The sequence below is a fragment of the Paeniglutamicibacter quisquiliarum genome, from assembly GCF_019084045.1.
GTDB classification, from domain to species: domain Bacteria; phylum Actinomycetota; class Actinomycetes; order Actinomycetales; family Micrococcaceae; genus Paeniglutamicibacter; species Paeniglutamicibacter quisquiliarum.
In genome coordinates this window covers 93,029-107,361 of record NZ_JAHRED010000004.1, presented here as the reverse complement: position 1 = coordinate 107,361, position 14,333 = coordinate 93,029, and the positions used below count along the sequence as shown (strand labels likewise).

Sequence of the window (14,333 nt, the reverse complement as noted above, 5' to 3'; positions counted from 1 at the left end):
CACCCCCCGAAAAGGAGCATTTCCATGAACCAAGCACCCCGCGTCGTCATCATCGGGGCCGGCATCGTCGGCGCGAACCTTGCCGACGAGCTGGCGACCCGCGGCTGGGCAAACACCACCGTCATCGAGCAGGGGCCCCTGCACCTGGCCGGCGGCTCCACCTCGCACGCCCCGGGCCTGGTCTTCCAGACCAACGCCTCGAAGTCGATGACCGAGTTCGCCGGCTACACCGTCGAAAAGCTGCTTTCCCTGCAGAAGGACGGCACCTCCTGCTTCAACCAGGTCGGCGGGCTGGAAATCGCCACGACCCCCGAACGCCTGGAGGAGCTCAAGCGCCGCCACGGATTCGCCACCTCGTGGGGACTCGAGTCGCGATTGGTCGATGCCGCCGAATGCAAGCGGCTCTACCCGTTGCTGGACGAGGATGCCGTGCTGGGCGGCTTCCTGGTTCCCTCCGACGGACTGGCGTCCGCTGCGCGGGCCGTGCAGCTGCTCATCGAGAAGTCGACCGCCGCCGGGGTGCGGTTCCTCGGGGACACGACGGTGACCGGGATCGAGCAGGATGCCAGCAAGGTCACCGGGGTGCGGATCGGGGACGACACGGTCATCGAGGCGGACATAGTGGTCTCCTGCGCCGGGTTCTGGGGCCCCGCCATCGGGGACATGATCGGGATGCGCGTGCCGCTGCTGCCGCTGGCCCACCAATACGTCACCACCGACGCACTGCCGGAGCTGGCCGGGCACAACCCGGCGCCCAACGGCGCCTCCCTGCCGATCCTGCGCCACCAGGACAAGGACCTGTACTACCGCGAGCACGGCGAGCGGATCGGCATCGGCTCCTACGCCCACCGCCCGATGCCCGTGGAGCTCGACACGCTGGCCAAGGTGCCGGCGGATCGGATGAGCGAGCACGAGATGCCCTCGCGCCTTGACTTCACCGAAGGGGACTTCCTGCCCTCCTGGGAGGACTCAAAGGCGCTGCTTCCGGCGTTGGGGGAGCGGTCGATCGAGGACGGCTTCAACGGCATCTTCTCGTTCACCCCCGACGGCGGCCCGCTGGTGGGCGCGGCCCCGCAGCTGGAGGGCTTCTACCTGGCCGAGGCCGTCTGGGTGACCCACTCGGCGGGCATCGCGCGGGCCGTGGCCGAGCTGCTCATCGACGGGCAGTCCTCGATCTCGCTGCACGAGGGCGAGGTGACCCGCTTTGAGGCCGTGCAGACCACGAGGGAATACGTCAGCGAAACCTCCCAGCAGAACTTCGTGGAGATCTACGACATCCGCCACCCGCTGGAACCGCGGACTTCCCCGCGCGACGTGCGATCCTCCCCGTTCCGGGCGCGGCAGGACGAGCTGGGCGCCTTCTACCTGGAATCCGCCGGCTGGGAGCGTCCGCACTTCTTCGAGGCCAACCGGCACCTGCTCCAGTCGCTGCCCGACCAATGGCGTTCCCCGGAGCGCGACGCCTGGTCAAACCAGTTCCACTCCGAGATTTCCGCGGCGGAGGCCCACCGGACCCGCACCGCGGTGGCCATGTACGACATGACCCCGCTCAAGCGCCTGGAAATCACCGGCCCCGGGGCCCTGTCGCTGCTGCAGCGGCTGAGCACCGGAAACATCGCCAAGAAGCCCGGCGCCGTCACGTACTGCCTGCTGCTGAACGCCGACGGCGGGATCCGCTCGGACGTGACGATTGCGCGGCTGGGGGAGGACCGCTTCCAGCTGGGCGTGAACGGCAACATCGACCTCGACTACTTCACCGTGGAGGCGCGCCGGCAGGCGGCACAAGACCCGGCGACGTGGGCGCACGTCGCGGACATCACCGGGTCCACCTGCTGCATCGGGCTGTGGGGGCCGCTGGCCCGCGAGGTCATGGCCAAGGTCAGCGCGGACGACTTCTCCAACGAGTCGCTGAGGTACTTCCGCAGCAAGGAGGTGGTCATCGGCGGGATCCCGGTCACCGCGATGCGCCTGTCCTACGTGGGCGAGCTCGGCTGGGAACTCTACGCCAGCGCCGAGACCGGGCAGCGGCTCTGGGACGTGCTCTTCGCGGCCGGTGAGGAGCACGGGATCATCGCCGCCGGGCGCGGGGCCTTCAACTCCCTGCGCCTGGAGAAGGGCTACCGGCTCTGGGGCACCGACGTGACCCCGGAGCACCACCCGTTCGAATCGGGCCTGGGCTTCTCCATCGCCAAGGACAAGACGGGTTTTGTGGGTGCCGAGGCGGTGGACGTGCTGCGCAACAAGCCCTCGACGCGCGCCCTGCGCTGCCTGACCGTCAACGACGGGAAGTCAATGGTGTTGGGCAAGGAACCGGTGTACCTCGACGGCGCCCCGGCCGGCTACGTGACGTCGGCGGCCTACGGCTACACGGTGCGCACCCCGCTGGCCTACGCCTGGCTGCCGGCCTCCACGGTGGAGGGCGACCAGGTGGAGATCGAGTACTTTGGCCGCAGGATTCCCGCGACGGTGGCCGCCGATCCGCTCTTCGATCCGAAGATGGAGCGCTTGCGCGGCTAGGAGGCCGACACCGGTTCCTGGGCCGGGAGCGCGGTGCGCACCAGGGGTGCGGCGGGGGCCGCCGGCGCGGTGTTGCGGCGGCCCTCGATGGCGCGGGCCAGGGTGACCTCGTCGGCGTACTCGAGGTCCCCGCCCACCGGCAGCCCGGAGGCCAGCCGGCTGATCTTGATGCCCAGCGGGCGCAGCGTGCGCACCAGGTAGGTGGCCGTCGCCTCGCCCTCCAGGTTGGGGTCGGTGGCCAGGATGATCTCGGTGATGCGCTCATCCCCCAGCCGGGCGATCAGTTCGCGGATGTGCAACTGCTCCGGGCCGATCCCGTTGATCGGGTTGATGGCCCCGCCCAGCACGTGGTACCTGCCGGTGAAGGCGCGGGAGCGCTCGATGGCGACGACGTCCTTGGACTCCTCGACCACGCAGATGATGTCATCGTCGCGGCGCTCGTCCCGGCAGATCGAGCAGGTCTCCGACTCGGAGACGTTGAAGCACACGGTGCAGAACTTCACCCGCTCCTTGACCACGGAGATGGACTGGGCCAGGCGCTTCATGTCCTCCGGATCCGCCTCGAGGATGTGGAAGGCAATGCGCTGGGCAGACTTGGGGCCGATGCCCGGAAGCCTTCCCAACTCGTCAATCAGTTCCTGGACTGCGCCTTCGTACACTTGGATTCACACTGCCTAATCTTGCTGTTCGCTGCAACTATGTTTGCGTGCACCAGACACTACACGCCCGCTCCCACGCTAGATACCGGGCCCGGGCCCGGCGGTCAGCGGGGCCGGTTGGGCCGCTCGATCACGTTGCCGGCGGCGTCGCGTTCCTCGATGATGCGGCCATTGAGGATGCGTTCGATGGCGGGGACCCCGATCAGCGAGGAATCCTCGATCGCGATGTCGTCGTCGCTGGGGACGAACTCCGTGTCATCCAATTCTACGGCCCTGGCCGGTTCCGGGGCGCGCGAATTTTCCTCGGGTGCGGCGGGGCGGGGGCGGGCGAAGTCCGGGGCGTCGTCGGGGTTGCCCCACGCCCCGGCCGCCGGGTCCGTGGCGATGGGGGCGGGCACGGGTGACGGACCTTGGCCGGTGATCCCCGCAGCACGGTTCATCAGCCGCTGGTAGCGGCTGAGCTTTCCGCCGTTGGCCCCGGCGACGGGACCGGCGGGTGCGCCGGACACCTCGACGGTTTCGGCCACGGGTGCCGGAACCGGCATCCCCCACGTTGCGGCCGAGGCGCCGGGGCGCGGGGCCACCGGACGATCGGCAGCGCCCAGCGACGGCGCCGGTGCCACATAGCCCTTGGGGGCGGCGGGGGCGGCCGGGCGCGGGACTTCGCCGGACGCGGGGGCGGGTGCCGCCGGGCCTGCGTCGCGGGCAGGCTCCGCCGTGGAGGTGCCGAGGTCGGCCTCCCAGTCGGGCACGGGGACCGAGGAAGCATCCCAGTCGCCGCCGCCGTCGTCCCACGGCTCCGAATCCCAGGTGGGTTCCGGTCCAAAGCCCGGATCCTCGTCCGACGGGGCCGGCACCTGGACCGGCGGTTCCGTCGCAGGTTCCCTGCGTACGATTTCGGCCGGCGGTCGCGCGGATTCCTGCCGAACGGCGGGTCTTGGGGCCGCGGGCTGCGCGGCTGCCTGCGGCGGGGCTTGGTGGACGACGGGCCTTGGGGCGGCGGGCCGCGGTGCAGCCGGTTCCGCCAGGGGTGCCGGTGCCACCGGTTCGGGTCGGGAGGCAGGCGGTGCCGCATCCGTCACGGTCGCCGGAAGCGGTGCGCTGCCGTGTCCGGGTTGGGTGGAAGCGGGCGCACTGGAGGGGGAGGGGGCGGTGTGCTGCAGTGGTGCGGTTTCAGCTGGACCATTGGTCACCGCCGGCTCGGGCCGGCGATCAACTTTTGGGCCAGAACCACCCGCCGGTGCGGAACCTCCCGCTGCGATGGCCAACTCAACGTTGACGCCGAGTACCTTGTTGATGCTCTGCCCCAGGATTGCCACATTTTCCTGCCGCGCCGTGAACGCGGTCAGTGCGCCGCTGTGCGCGAAGCTGACGGTCAACGTGCGGCCGTCAAACCCGGTCACCGAGGCATTTGGCGCGACCATCATCCAGACGAACTTCTTGTTGCTCTTCAGTTCTTCCAGGATGTCGGGCCATGCCCGGCGGAACATTTCCACCGAGCCGGTGCCGCCGGAGTGCGCCGCCGGAGCCTGGCCCTGCTGCGGCTGTGCCGCCGGTGGTTGCTGTTGGCGTGGTGCCTGCTGCTGCGGAGGCATCTGGCCCTGGGTCTGCCCCTGTTGCCGGGCTTGCACCGGTGGCTGCTGGCCTTGCTGGCCGGGGGCTTGCTGCTGCGGTGGCTGGTTCTGCTGCTGCGCGGCGTATTGCTGCGCATGCTGCGGCCGGGCTGCGGCCTGTTGCTGTTGCGCGGCCCGTTGTTCGGCTGCGGCACGTTCCTGCGCCGCGCGTTCCTGGGCGGCGCGCTGTTCGGCTTCAGCCTTTTCCTGCGCCGCGCGTTGGGCAGCTGCCTGCTCGGCGGCAGCACGCTCCTTGGCGGCCTGCTCCTCCTTGACCTTCCTGGCGAAGTCGGCCATGGCCTGGTTCTGCTGGATCGGTGCCGGCTCGGTCGCGGGGGCGGCGGGCTCGACCTCTGCCTCGGCGGCACGATCGGGCAGGATGCTGAACGGCGGAACATTTGCCGGAGGCTGCACCGGGGAGCCCTGGGCAGGGGACACCGGCTCGGTGACGGGGTTGACCGGGGCGTCGGGAACGGGTCCCCAGGTGCCGCCCCAATCGGCGGAGTGCCCGGTGGATTCCTCCACGGAGGGGGTTTCCTCGACGGCTGTCGACGGCGTTGTGGCGGCCGGGACGGATGCCTCGGCAACCTCGGGCTCGGCCAAGGCCGGTTCGGGTGCAGGTTCGGATGCCTGGGCGGCCTCCGGCTCGTGGGCCGTCGAGGCGGCAGGCACTGCTTCGGGTGCGGATGGTGCCTCGGGTGCGCCGCCCTCCTTTTGGGCCCGGGCCGCACGCAGCGCCTCGCGCACTGCCGCCGCACCTTGACCGGCGTTCTCCCCCTCGAATCCGGAGGCGCCCGGCGAACCCCCGTGTGCGTATTCGCCGTCGCCGGACGTCGCCGGCGGAAGATCGTCGCCGGCATAGGCCAGACGACGCTCGACCCGGTCCATGCGCGCATTGAACCCGCGCTCCGTGGCATCGGATGCCGGAAGCAGCAGGCGGGCGCAGAGCAGCTCGAGGTGAAGCCGCGGCGACGTAGCGCCGGTCATCTCGGTCAGTCCGGCATTGGTGACGTCCGCCCAGCGGCTGAGCTCGGCCTGGCCAAGCCCCGCTGCCTGGGCGTGCATGCGCTGGAGCTGGTCCTCGGGCAGGCCGCGAATGATCTGGGAGGCGTTTTCGGGCACCGCACGCACGATGATCAGGTCGCGGAAGCGCTCAAGCAGGTCCTCGACGAATCTTCTCGGGTCGTGCCCGGTCTGCACCACGCGGTCCACCGCCGCGAACACCGTTGCGGCGTCGCCGGCGCCCAAGGCGTCAACCACGTCGTCAAGCAGCGAGGCATGGGTGTAGCCGAGCAGTGAAACCGCCAGCTCGTAGTCCAGGCCGTTGGGCCCTGCTCCTGCAATCAGCTGGTCGAGCACGGACAGCGAATCGCGGACGGACCCGCCGCCGGCCCGGATGACCAGGGAGAGCACGCCGGGTGCCACCTCGACGCCCTCGGCGGTGCACAGGTACTCGAGGTACTTGATCAGCGGCTCGGGCGGCACCAGCCGAAACGGGTAGTGGTGGGTGCGCGAGCGGATCGTGCCGATGACCTTGTCCGGCTCGGTCGTGGCGAAGATGAACTTGATGTGTTCCGGCGGCTCTTCGACGATCTTCAGCAGGGCGTTGAAGCCGGCCGAGGTGACCATGTGGGCCTCGTCGATGATGAAGATCTTGTAGCGGTCGCGCACCGGTGCGAAGGTCGCGCGTTCTCGCAGGTCGCGGGCGTCGTCGACGCCGCCGTGGGAAGCCGCGTCAATCTCGATGACGTCAAGGGAACCCGGGCCGCCGCTGGCCAGTTCGATGCAGCTGGGGCAGGTGCCGCACGGGGTCGGCGTCGGTCCCTGGGCACAGTTCAGGCAGCGGGCAAGGATGCGGGCGGATGTGGTCTTGCCACAGCCGCGCGGACCCGAGAAAAGGTAGGCATGGTTGACCCTGTTCTTTTCCAGGGCCGTCATCAGCGGTGTGGTGACATGTTCCTGCCCGATCACGTCCGCAAAATTGTCTGGACGGTAGCGACGGTAAAGAGCTGTACTCACGATGGCCACCCTATCGTTTTTCCGGTGCCAAGCGCATTCGGATCAGTTGTGAATACCCACGGGTCGGTGGGCAGCGATGTTGGTTCAAAGGCATCCAGTGCGGCGTCCAGCGAGGCGGTGGGCAGTCCCAACGAGGCCAGGATCATGCTGCGCGCCCCATCGGCGTCGATGCCCAGGGCCGCAAGTTGGGCCAGTGTGACCGCGCCGTCCCGCTTGGCCAGGCGTTTGCCGTGCGAGTTCAGGGCAAGCGGGACATGGGCGTAACCCGGGATGCCGTAACCGAGCAGTTGCGCCAGGTACGCCTGCCGCGGGGCAGAGGAGAGCAGATCGTCGCCGCGGACGACCTGGTCGATGCCCTGGAGTCCGTCGTCGACCACCACTGCCAGGTTGTATGCGGGAACCCCGTCGTTGCGCAGCACCACGAAGTCGTCAACTGCCCCGGTGTATGTGCCGTGCAACTGGTCGGCGACGGCGAAGGATCCCACCTCGGTCCGGAGCCGCAACGCCGCGGGGCGCAGTTCGCGCTTCGCGGCGCGTTCGGTCCCGGTGAGATTCCTGCAGGTTCCGGGGTAGGTCCCGGGGGCGGCGTGCGGCGCGCTGGCAGCCTCGGCGATGTCGCGCCGAGTGCAGAAGCATTCATAGAGCATCTCGCGGTCCCGCAATTCGTCAAGCGCGCCGGCGTAGTGTCCGGATCGTTCGCTTTGCCTTACGACGTCGCCGTCCCATGAGAGGCCGATGGCGGCGAGGTCGGCAAGCTGGAGCTCCTCGGAGCCGGCACGTGCGCGGTCAAGGTCCTCCACCCGTATGAGGAACGCCCGCTCGGTGGAGCGGGCAAAGAGCCAAGCCAGGATCGCCGTGCGCAGATTTCCCAGATGCAGGTCCCCCGAGGGGCTTGGGGCGAACCGACCGGCACCCATGGAATACTCCCTTTCGACTCCCGGATCCGAGGTGAATGGGTCAACGATCCCCGGGCAAATAGTAAAGGCCCCTCATGCACCTGCCAGAGCCCATCTACCCTTGCTACCTTCCGGTCCTGGGGGAGTTCAACAGGATGACACCACATGAGGGGCCGACAAGTAGTCTACCCGAGGTAGGGCCTTGGCCCGAAATCCGCGCCCCGTGGTCCGCCCGCCTGGCCGGATCACGTCTCCGGTGAATTGTCCGGGAACCCCGGGACGCCTTCGGAATCGTCCCAGCCCAGCAACCTCTTGGTCTGCGCGTCGATTGAGGTTCCTGGCAGCATCAACTGGACCGGGGGCGGATTGGGCCCCAGCGGGCGTGGGAAAAGCAGCCCATCGGGCAATTCCAGCTGGGTCATCCCGTGGGGAGTGCGCCATTGCAGCGATCCGTTGCCCAGATAGACCGCCTGCCAGCCCAGCACGTGCTTGTAGATCTGGTGCCTCTTGCACAAGAGCTGCGCGTTCTGCACCGACGTCGCACCGCCGGCCGCCCAATCGTCGATGTGGTCGAACTCGGACAGCTCCGGGGCCCGCCGGCAACCGGGAAAGCGGCAATGCTCGTCACGCACCCGCAGAAAATCACGCAATGCCTTCGAGGGCTTGTATCGCCTGCGGCCCAGGTCGAGGATCGAACCCGTCCACGGATCGGTGAGAATGGGCTTCAGGGAGGGCGCCCTGGCGGCAAGGCGCAAGGCAATCCCCAACGGAATCGGGCCGTATCCCTCGAGGTTGGCAACGCCGCGTTCCGGGTTTGTCAGGAGCTCCAGCGCCGGAATCGTCAGCCCAACAAAGAGCGGGGGCTTCCTCTTGATTTGCCCCGGCCAGCCGTCGACCAACGAGTCCCGAAAGACGTCGGCCCGCAGTTGGCCCAAGGGGCGTTCCTGTTCGCCGGAAAGCAGCAGGTTGGCGTGGGCGGAGACGGTGTTGTAGATCGACAGCACGTCCTCGGCTGGCAGGTAGGCCTGCAGCACGGCCATCCCGTCCTCTTCGGGCCACCACATCAGCGAACGCCCCATCTCGGCCCGCGTGCGGCGGTCCGCGGCCGGTTGGGGGTGCAGTCGCTCCCGTGCCCGCTTGATCCGCAAGGCCATCGAGGCATCGGAGGCCGTGGTCGCCGTGGGCAGCGTGCTCGCCTCGATTTGCCGGGCGGTCGCCCGTGGGATGCCGCGAGTTTGTTTGACGAGTGTGGCCGCGGTTCGTGAGGTGATGTTGCCGGCGTACAGGGCGAAGAGGGATTCCTCATGCACGTACCGCAGGCCTTCGGCAATAGCCAGGCGGTTGAACGCCGAGCGCTCGGAGGTTCGGGTGACCAGGGCGGCCTCTGCGACAAATGAGGAGCGGTTCAAGTCCTGGTCCGCCCGGGAGAGTGGAAAGCCGTGCTCCTCGATCTCGCGCTTGTAGTCAAAGAGCGTGGGGTTTTCCTCCGAAAGCGGGGTGGGCATTCCGCGCTGCACCATTTCGCTGGTGTCTGCCAACAGCGTGGATTCCAGCCCGTCGATCATGGCCCTGATCCGGCCGAGCTCACGGAGCTGTCCAAGTCCCTGCGCCGGGGTCCGGGGACACTGGGAGGATGTGAGCTTCGTAACGGCCCTCATGAGGGGATTTCGCTCCAGAAAGCCTTCCACGCAGGCCGTCCAGGCACCGTCCAATCCGGCGTAATAGCGTAACCCCGCCTGCGGCACGCCACCGCCCTCGGGTCCCATATTGCTCTGATGAGCCGCGAACTTTCCCATAATCAAGTACAGCCCGGCGAAGCCATGGGCGGTCCGGGTCAAGTGCCGCCTGTGAATCGGGGGCGTCCCTGGCCCAGGGATGTGCGGATGAGTGCTTCAGTGACACGGAACGGCCAAATCGATCCGCTCCTCACGCATCGATTAGTTGTCACCGAAAATGTCCGCTATGCTGGAACCTGCTCTTTGGAGCAAGCTGGAGGATTCGCCTAGCGGCCTATGGCGCACGCCTGGAACGCGTGTTGGGTTCACGCCCTCGGGGGTTCAAATCCCCCATCCTCCGCGGATACGGAATCGGTCTTGACTTGAGAAATCTCGTCAAGGCCGATTTCGTTTAAGCAACGCCTATAAGCCGGAAAATCGTTAGACTAACGAATATGCCCTGGGCGAGCCACCTGATTCGCCGATTGGACTCAGCTTAAGAGGTGAATGTGGTGACCAAACCCCGTACCGCAGTTGTCGTGGAGGATGACGCCGACATCCGCGGATTGCTCGAGGTCGTCCTGCAGCAATCAGGATTTGATGTGCACTCCACGGACTCCGGGGTTTCGGGTGTGGAAATGGTTGAGTTCCACGATCCCGATCTGGTGACCTTGGACATCGGCTTGCCGGACATTGACGGATTCGAAACCGCCCGCCGGATCCGCACGATCTCGGATGCGCACATCCTCATGTTGACGGCGAGGGCCGATGAGATCGACACTGTTCTGGGTCTGGAATCCGGCGCCGACGAATATGTCACCAAGCCATTTCGCCCCCGCGAACTTCGCGCCAGGGTTGATGCGATCATGCGCAGGCGCACGGCGCTCCCCACGGTTCACCAGGGTACAGTGCCGGTCGAAAACCCATCGGGCGCCGAAACCGGTGCCCCCGACGACACCGACCATGTGCGCACCCTCAATGGGTTGGAGATGAATGTTGCCACGTATTCGGTCCACGTTGGCGGGGAAACGGTAAACCTCACGCCGACCGAGTTCACCCTGCTTGATTTGCTCCTGGGAGCCCGCGGGCACATTCGCACCAAATCCGAATTGGTCAGGCGGCTGCGTGATGAGGACTCGGACGCCGGGACTTTCGTCTCGGCGGCGGACGAGCGGTCCGTGGAGGTGCACGTGGGGAACCTTCGGCGCAAGCTGGGGGATTCCGTCCAGGAACCGCGCTGGATAGAAACAGTGCGCGGCGTGGGGTACCGATCGGTGGCTAGGCGCTAGACGGACTGACGGTAGGCACCCAAGGCATGCTCGGCGAAGCCGGGTTCGGTCAACACCATCAGGATTGAGTTGCCGGCATGCTCAATGCGGCAAATAAGTTCGCCTTGGAGAGTTGTGTCGCCACCCCGGAATGCCGAGTGCAGCTGGACGGTCAGCGCTGCCAGGTCGTGGGCGCCGGCCATGGTCGCCGCCGATTTCAAGGAGAGTGCCGCATCCTCGCCACCTGCCGCGTCATTGGACGCGAGCGCCTTTCTGAGCCGTTCGATACGCGTGGGCCATAGCGAACGAAACTGGGCGATGAATTCGTTGACGGACTCCGGCCCGACTTCCGAGCACAGCTTTCCCAGGGTTTGCGCGCACACTGCGGCGTCAGGGGAAACGGGCTCCAGCTTCATAACATCATCATGACGTGCGAAGCTCACGATCCGGCCCCAAATATGCTCAAGGGAGCCTCAAGGAATGCCGCGGAATCTTGAGGATAGTCTGCGCCAATATTGTTTTCGATTGGATGGAAAATTGATGTCGGCAGGGAATAGTGTTCGTTATCCGGTAAGTGAATCCACCAGTCTCCGCCGACGGGACGAGGGGGAGGCGGCCAGACCGGATGCCAATACAGGGTTCTTCACTCGCTTCATGGGGGCGTGAGTGGACATGACGAACCAGGCAAAGTGTGGGTTTCCGGTGCACCGGGAGCCCACACTTTGCCCTTAACGCAAGCAGTCAGCGTCGCGAGTCCGGATGCATTGTCGGGAAACCGAGGCGCCGGGAGGAAGGCTCCGAGTCGCCGCCAGCGTCCTTGCGCGGCAGGATGACGGTCATTGTTGTTCCCTTTCCCAGGTCGCTTTCGACCGCGATATGCCCGCCGTGGGCCTCGACTAGCTCATGGCTGATCGCCAATCCAAGCCCGACGCCCGGAAGGCCGGAACGTCGGGCCTCCTCCGAGCGGAAGAATCGGGTGAAGAGGCTCTTCACGTCGGTGGGGGACAGGCCGCGCCCGGTGTCGGCCACCCGCACCGAGATTTCCTTGCTGTTGCAGTTCATGTCCACAGTGACGGAATCCCCGGCGCTGGAATACTTGATGGCGTTGGAGACGAGGTTGTCGATCACCTGGCCCAGTCGCAGCGCATCGCCCAGCACCGGTTCGTGGCACATGTTCCCCTCGATCAACTCGATGGCGGCAGATGCTGCACGCGGCCGCATGGATTGGAGCTGGCCGTGGATAACCGAGCCCAGGTCGATGGTGGCGATATTGACCTGGTGCTGGCCGGCCGCCGCGGTGAGCAAATCGTTGACCATGTGCAGCAGGCGCTCGGTGTTTCGGGAAAGGACATCCATTGATTGCCGCTGGTCCTCGGTGAGTCCCGGGTCGTCCTCGAGCAATTCGAGGTAGCCGAGGATGGAGGTCAGCGGAGTGCGCAGTTCATGGCTAACGTTGGCCAGGAATCGGTTTCTGGTCTTTGAGGCTTCGATGAGCGGCGTGATGTTCTTGAACATGGTCACGGCCCCGTCGTATTCACCGTCCTCGTTAAAGAACGAGCGGGCAGAGGTCGAGAGGTACATCGGGTCGTCGAGAGGGCCCAGGGCAAACAACTCGTCGGTGAATTCCTCTTGGCGAATGGAACGGACGACCGGCCGGTACTCGGGGTCCAGTAGTTCCGGTATCGGCTCGTAGGCTCCGGATACGGCACGAACGAGAAGCTGGGACTCATCGGGGTCTGGGATTCCGGGCGGGGTGGCGTGGCGGTGCTGGAAGCGCTGGACATCGTTCATGAACAAGTCGTGGCCGTCGCGGTCCACCACCACAACGCCGACGTTGGCCGCGTTGAGCACCGCATTGAGGAGACGGGTTTGGCGTCGGCTGGTGGCCAGCGTGGCTCGCAGCTGTCGTTCCGCCAGCGCGGAGTTGTGCTCGACAATGACGGTGGTCGTGGCCAGGGCGAGAATGGTCAGCGGGATTAGCAGGGGCTTGGCCATGGCGTCCAGGGAGAACGGGATGCCGCGGTGCCAGAGTTGCAGCCAGATGGCCGCCAGCGGCACCAGGAAAGAGAGCACGAGCGTCAGCCGCGGGACAAAACCCGACCACGCAAACCAAAAGACCGGGAAGGCAATCAGCAGGGACACCCCGTTGAGCCACGGGTAGGCGCCAGTAGCCATCAAGGTGGCCGAAATCAGTCCCAAGGCCGGAATGACCAGATACGTTTGTTCCGGCCCGATGGACTTCCACGGGATGGTCCACGCCAGAACGCTGTTGAGAAGCGTCAGCAGCACCCCGGCAACGAAGAGCCGGTCCCCGAAGATCTCCGTCGGGGAAGTGACGAGTGCCAGCAGGCATGCGGTGGCCACGGCGATGAGCATCGGCGCCTGCGACCACCCGACCTTTCGACGCAAGGGCAACTGGGAAAATGGCACTCCCTTGGTGATGATGCGGGGGAATAACGACGACAACCTACCAATTGCATGGTGCTGGTGGCCCGTTCGTGCGGCGCTCATGGACACCAGCTTAGTGACTGATTGCCTGATCAGCATCGAAATGCCACGGGGCGGGGCAAGGCGGTCCCAGGACCGCCCTACCCCGCCCCGTGGGCGGACGCGCTACTTCACCAGATTTGGGTAGTGCGCCTTGGCGGTTTGCGGGTGGGCGCGCAGCCAGCCCTTCAGGACGTTGGCGCCGTAGGACGCCAACATGGGGTTGTGCGGGTCGTCGGAGACGCCGCGGGCATCGGCCGCGAGTTTCTCCGGCAGCGGCACGGTGCCGATGACCGAATCCAGGCGGGGCGAGTAGAAGAAGGGCACCGAGTAGCGGTCCACGCCGGCCGGGGGAGCGATGACCCGGTGAATGGTGGCCATCAGGTAGCCGTTGGTCGCGACCTCGAGCATTTCACCGATGTTGACCACCAGCGCGCCTTCGATCGGATCCACGGAGATCCACTCGTCCTGGCCGTAGGGCTTGACCTCAAGGCCGCCCACGGCATCCTGCAGCAGGAGGGTGATGAAACCGTAGTCCGCGTGGGCACCGACGCCCTGGGTGCCCGCCTCGGGGACGATGCCGCCGCCGACGTAATGCACGAGCTTGCCCATCCACGCCGGGCTCTGCGCGAACGGCTCATCGAAGTACTCCTCCGGGAGGCCCAGGCCCACGGCCAGGGCCGAGAGCAGCTCGGCCCCCACCTTGTTCATCAGGTTTGCCCAGTCCATGGCCGCAGATTCCAGCCGCGGGAAATCCTCCGGCCACTGGTTCGGCCCCTGCAGGTTCAGGTAGGGCGCGTCGGCGGGGACGTCGGTGAGGACCTCGCGTTCGGGTCCGTAATCAATTTGTTCGCGCGAGTCGGCACGGCCGCGGGTGATTTCGGCCCCCAGCCGGGTGTAGCCGCGAAACTGGGGCGAGGTGCGGTTGTCCAGCTTCAGCTTCTGTTCCACGGGGAGGGCGAAGAAATCGGCCAGGGTCTTGAGCAGGTTCTGTGTCGTGCCCGGGCCGGCGCCAAAGCCGGTGATCTGGAAGAAGCCCACACGGTGGGCCGCGTCACGCAATGCAGTAATGAAGTCTTCATCAAAAGTGCCATCGGCGCGACGTGCGGTAGACATGTCTAGGACCGGAACGGTGGTGAGAACTGTACTCATGGTTCAA

Annotated in this window: 9 protein-coding genes, 1 tRNA gene and 1 other RNA gene; 3 read left to right on the top strand and 8 right to left on the bottom strand. The window is 66.5% G+C overall.

Annotated elements, in window-relative coordinates; translation table 11 throughout:
• Nucleotides 1–24: 24 nt before the first annotated feature.
• On the top strand, nucleotides 25–2,517 hold the full coding sequence (locus tag KRR55_RS09355) for a GcvT family protein (RefSeq protein WP_217388821.1): 2,493 nt from the start codon (nucleotides 25–27) through the stop codon (nucleotides 2,515–2,517).
• Here KRR55_RS09355 and recR read toward each other — a convergent pair.
• The 5 genes from recR to KRR55_RS09330 all read right to left on the bottom strand — a co-directional run bounded on the left by recR (nucleotide 2,514) and on the right by KRR55_RS09330 (nucleotide 9,362).
• On the bottom strand, nucleotides 2,514–3,176 hold the full coding sequence (gene recR / locus KRR55_RS09350; RefSeq protein ID WP_217388820.1) for a recombination mediator RecR: 663 nt from the start codon (nucleotides 3,174–3,176) through the stop codon (nucleotides 2,514–2,516). The genes KRR55_RS09355 and recR overlap by 4 nt on opposite strands.
• Before the next feature lie 104 nt (nucleotides 3,177–3,280).
• The gene (locus tag KRR55_RS09345; protein WP_418888833.1) at nucleotides 3,281–6,760 is read right to left on the bottom strand and encodes a DNA polymerase III subunit gamma and tau; all 3,480 of its coding nucleotides are present in this window, start codon (nucleotides 6,758–6,760) and stop codon (nucleotides 3,281–3,283) included.
• A 44-nt stretch (nucleotides 6,761–6,804) separates the two neighbouring features.
• On the bottom strand, nucleotides 6,805–7,725 hold the full coding sequence (gluQRS, locus tag KRR55_RS09340) for a tRNA glutamyl-Q(34) synthetase GluQRS (RefSeq protein ID WP_217388818.1): 921 nt from the start codon (nucleotides 7,723–7,725) through the stop codon (nucleotides 6,805–6,807).
• A 60-nt stretch (nucleotides 7,726–7,785) separates the two neighbouring features.
• Nucleotides 7,786–7,882: signal recognition particle sRNA small type (gene ffs / locus KRR55_RS09335), an RNA gene on the bottom strand.
• A 67-nt stretch (nucleotides 7,883–7,949) separates the two neighbouring features.
• Nucleotides 7,950–9,362, bottom strand: a complete 1,413-nt coding sequence (locus tag KRR55_RS09330; protein ID WP_217388817.1) for an HNH endonuclease signature motif containing protein — start codon at nucleotides 9,360–9,362, stop codon at nucleotides 7,950–7,952.
• A 333-nt stretch (nucleotides 9,363–9,695) separates the two neighbouring features.
• Here KRR55_RS09330 and KRR55_RS09325 point away from each other — a divergent pair.
• Together KRR55_RS09325 and KRR55_RS09320 are read left to right on the top strand one after the other, a co-directional pair.
• Nucleotides 9,696–9,780: transfer RNA gene (locus KRR55_RS09325), tRNA-Ser, on the top strand.
• A gap of 151 nt (nucleotides 9,781–9,931) precedes the next feature.
• Nucleotides 9,932–10,708, top strand: coding sequence for a response regulator transcription factor (locus KRR55_RS09320; RefSeq protein WP_217388816.1), 777 nt, complete (start codon nucleotides 9,932–9,934; stop codon nucleotides 10,706–10,708).
• Here the strand turns inward: KRR55_RS09320 and KRR55_RS09315 are convergent.
• From KRR55_RS09315 to KRR55_RS09305, 3 genes are all read right to left on the bottom strand, one after another.
• Entirely contained in the window at nucleotides 10,705–11,103 is a 399-nt protein-coding gene (locus tag KRR55_RS09315; RefSeq protein WP_217388815.1) for an Hpt domain-containing protein, read from the bottom strand. The genes KRR55_RS09320 and KRR55_RS09315 overlap by 4 nt on opposite strands.
• A gap of 325 nt (nucleotides 11,104–11,428) precedes the next feature.
• Nucleotides 11,429–13,102: a sensor histidine kinase gene (locus KRR55_RS09310; RefSeq protein ID WP_217388814.1), complete on the bottom strand. Its 1,674-nt coding sequence runs from the start codon at nucleotides 13,100–13,102 to the stop codon at nucleotides 11,429–11,431.
• Nucleotides 13,103–13,300: 198 nt separating this feature from the next.
• A complete protein-coding gene (locus tag KRR55_RS09305; RefSeq protein ID WP_217388813.1) occupies nucleotides 13,301–14,326 on the bottom strand; it encodes an isopenicillin N synthase family dioxygenase in 1,026 nt (341 codons plus the stop codon).
• Nucleotides 14,327–14,333: the final 7 nt, after the last annotated feature.

Coding starts and splice junctions, on each gene's coding strand:
- KRR55_RS09355 (WP_217388821.1), top strand. CDS start 25: ATGAACCAAGCACCCCGCGTCGTCATCATCGGGGCCGGCATCGTCGGC.
- gluQRS (WP_217388818.1), bottom strand. CDS start 7,725: ATGGGTGCCGGTCGGTTCGCCCCAAGCCCCTCGGGGGACCTGCATCTG.
- KRR55_RS09330 (WP_217388817.1), bottom strand. CDS start 9,362: ATGAGGGCCGTTACGAAGCTCACATCCTCCCAGTGTCCCCGGACCCCG.
- KRR55_RS09315 (WP_217388815.1), bottom strand. CDS start 11,103: ATGAAGCTGGAGCCCGTTTCCCCTGACGCCGCAGTGTGCGCGCAAACC.
- KRR55_RS09305 (WP_217388813.1), bottom strand. CDS start 14,326: ATGAGTACAGTTCTCACCACCGTTCCGGTCCTAGACATGTCTACCGCA.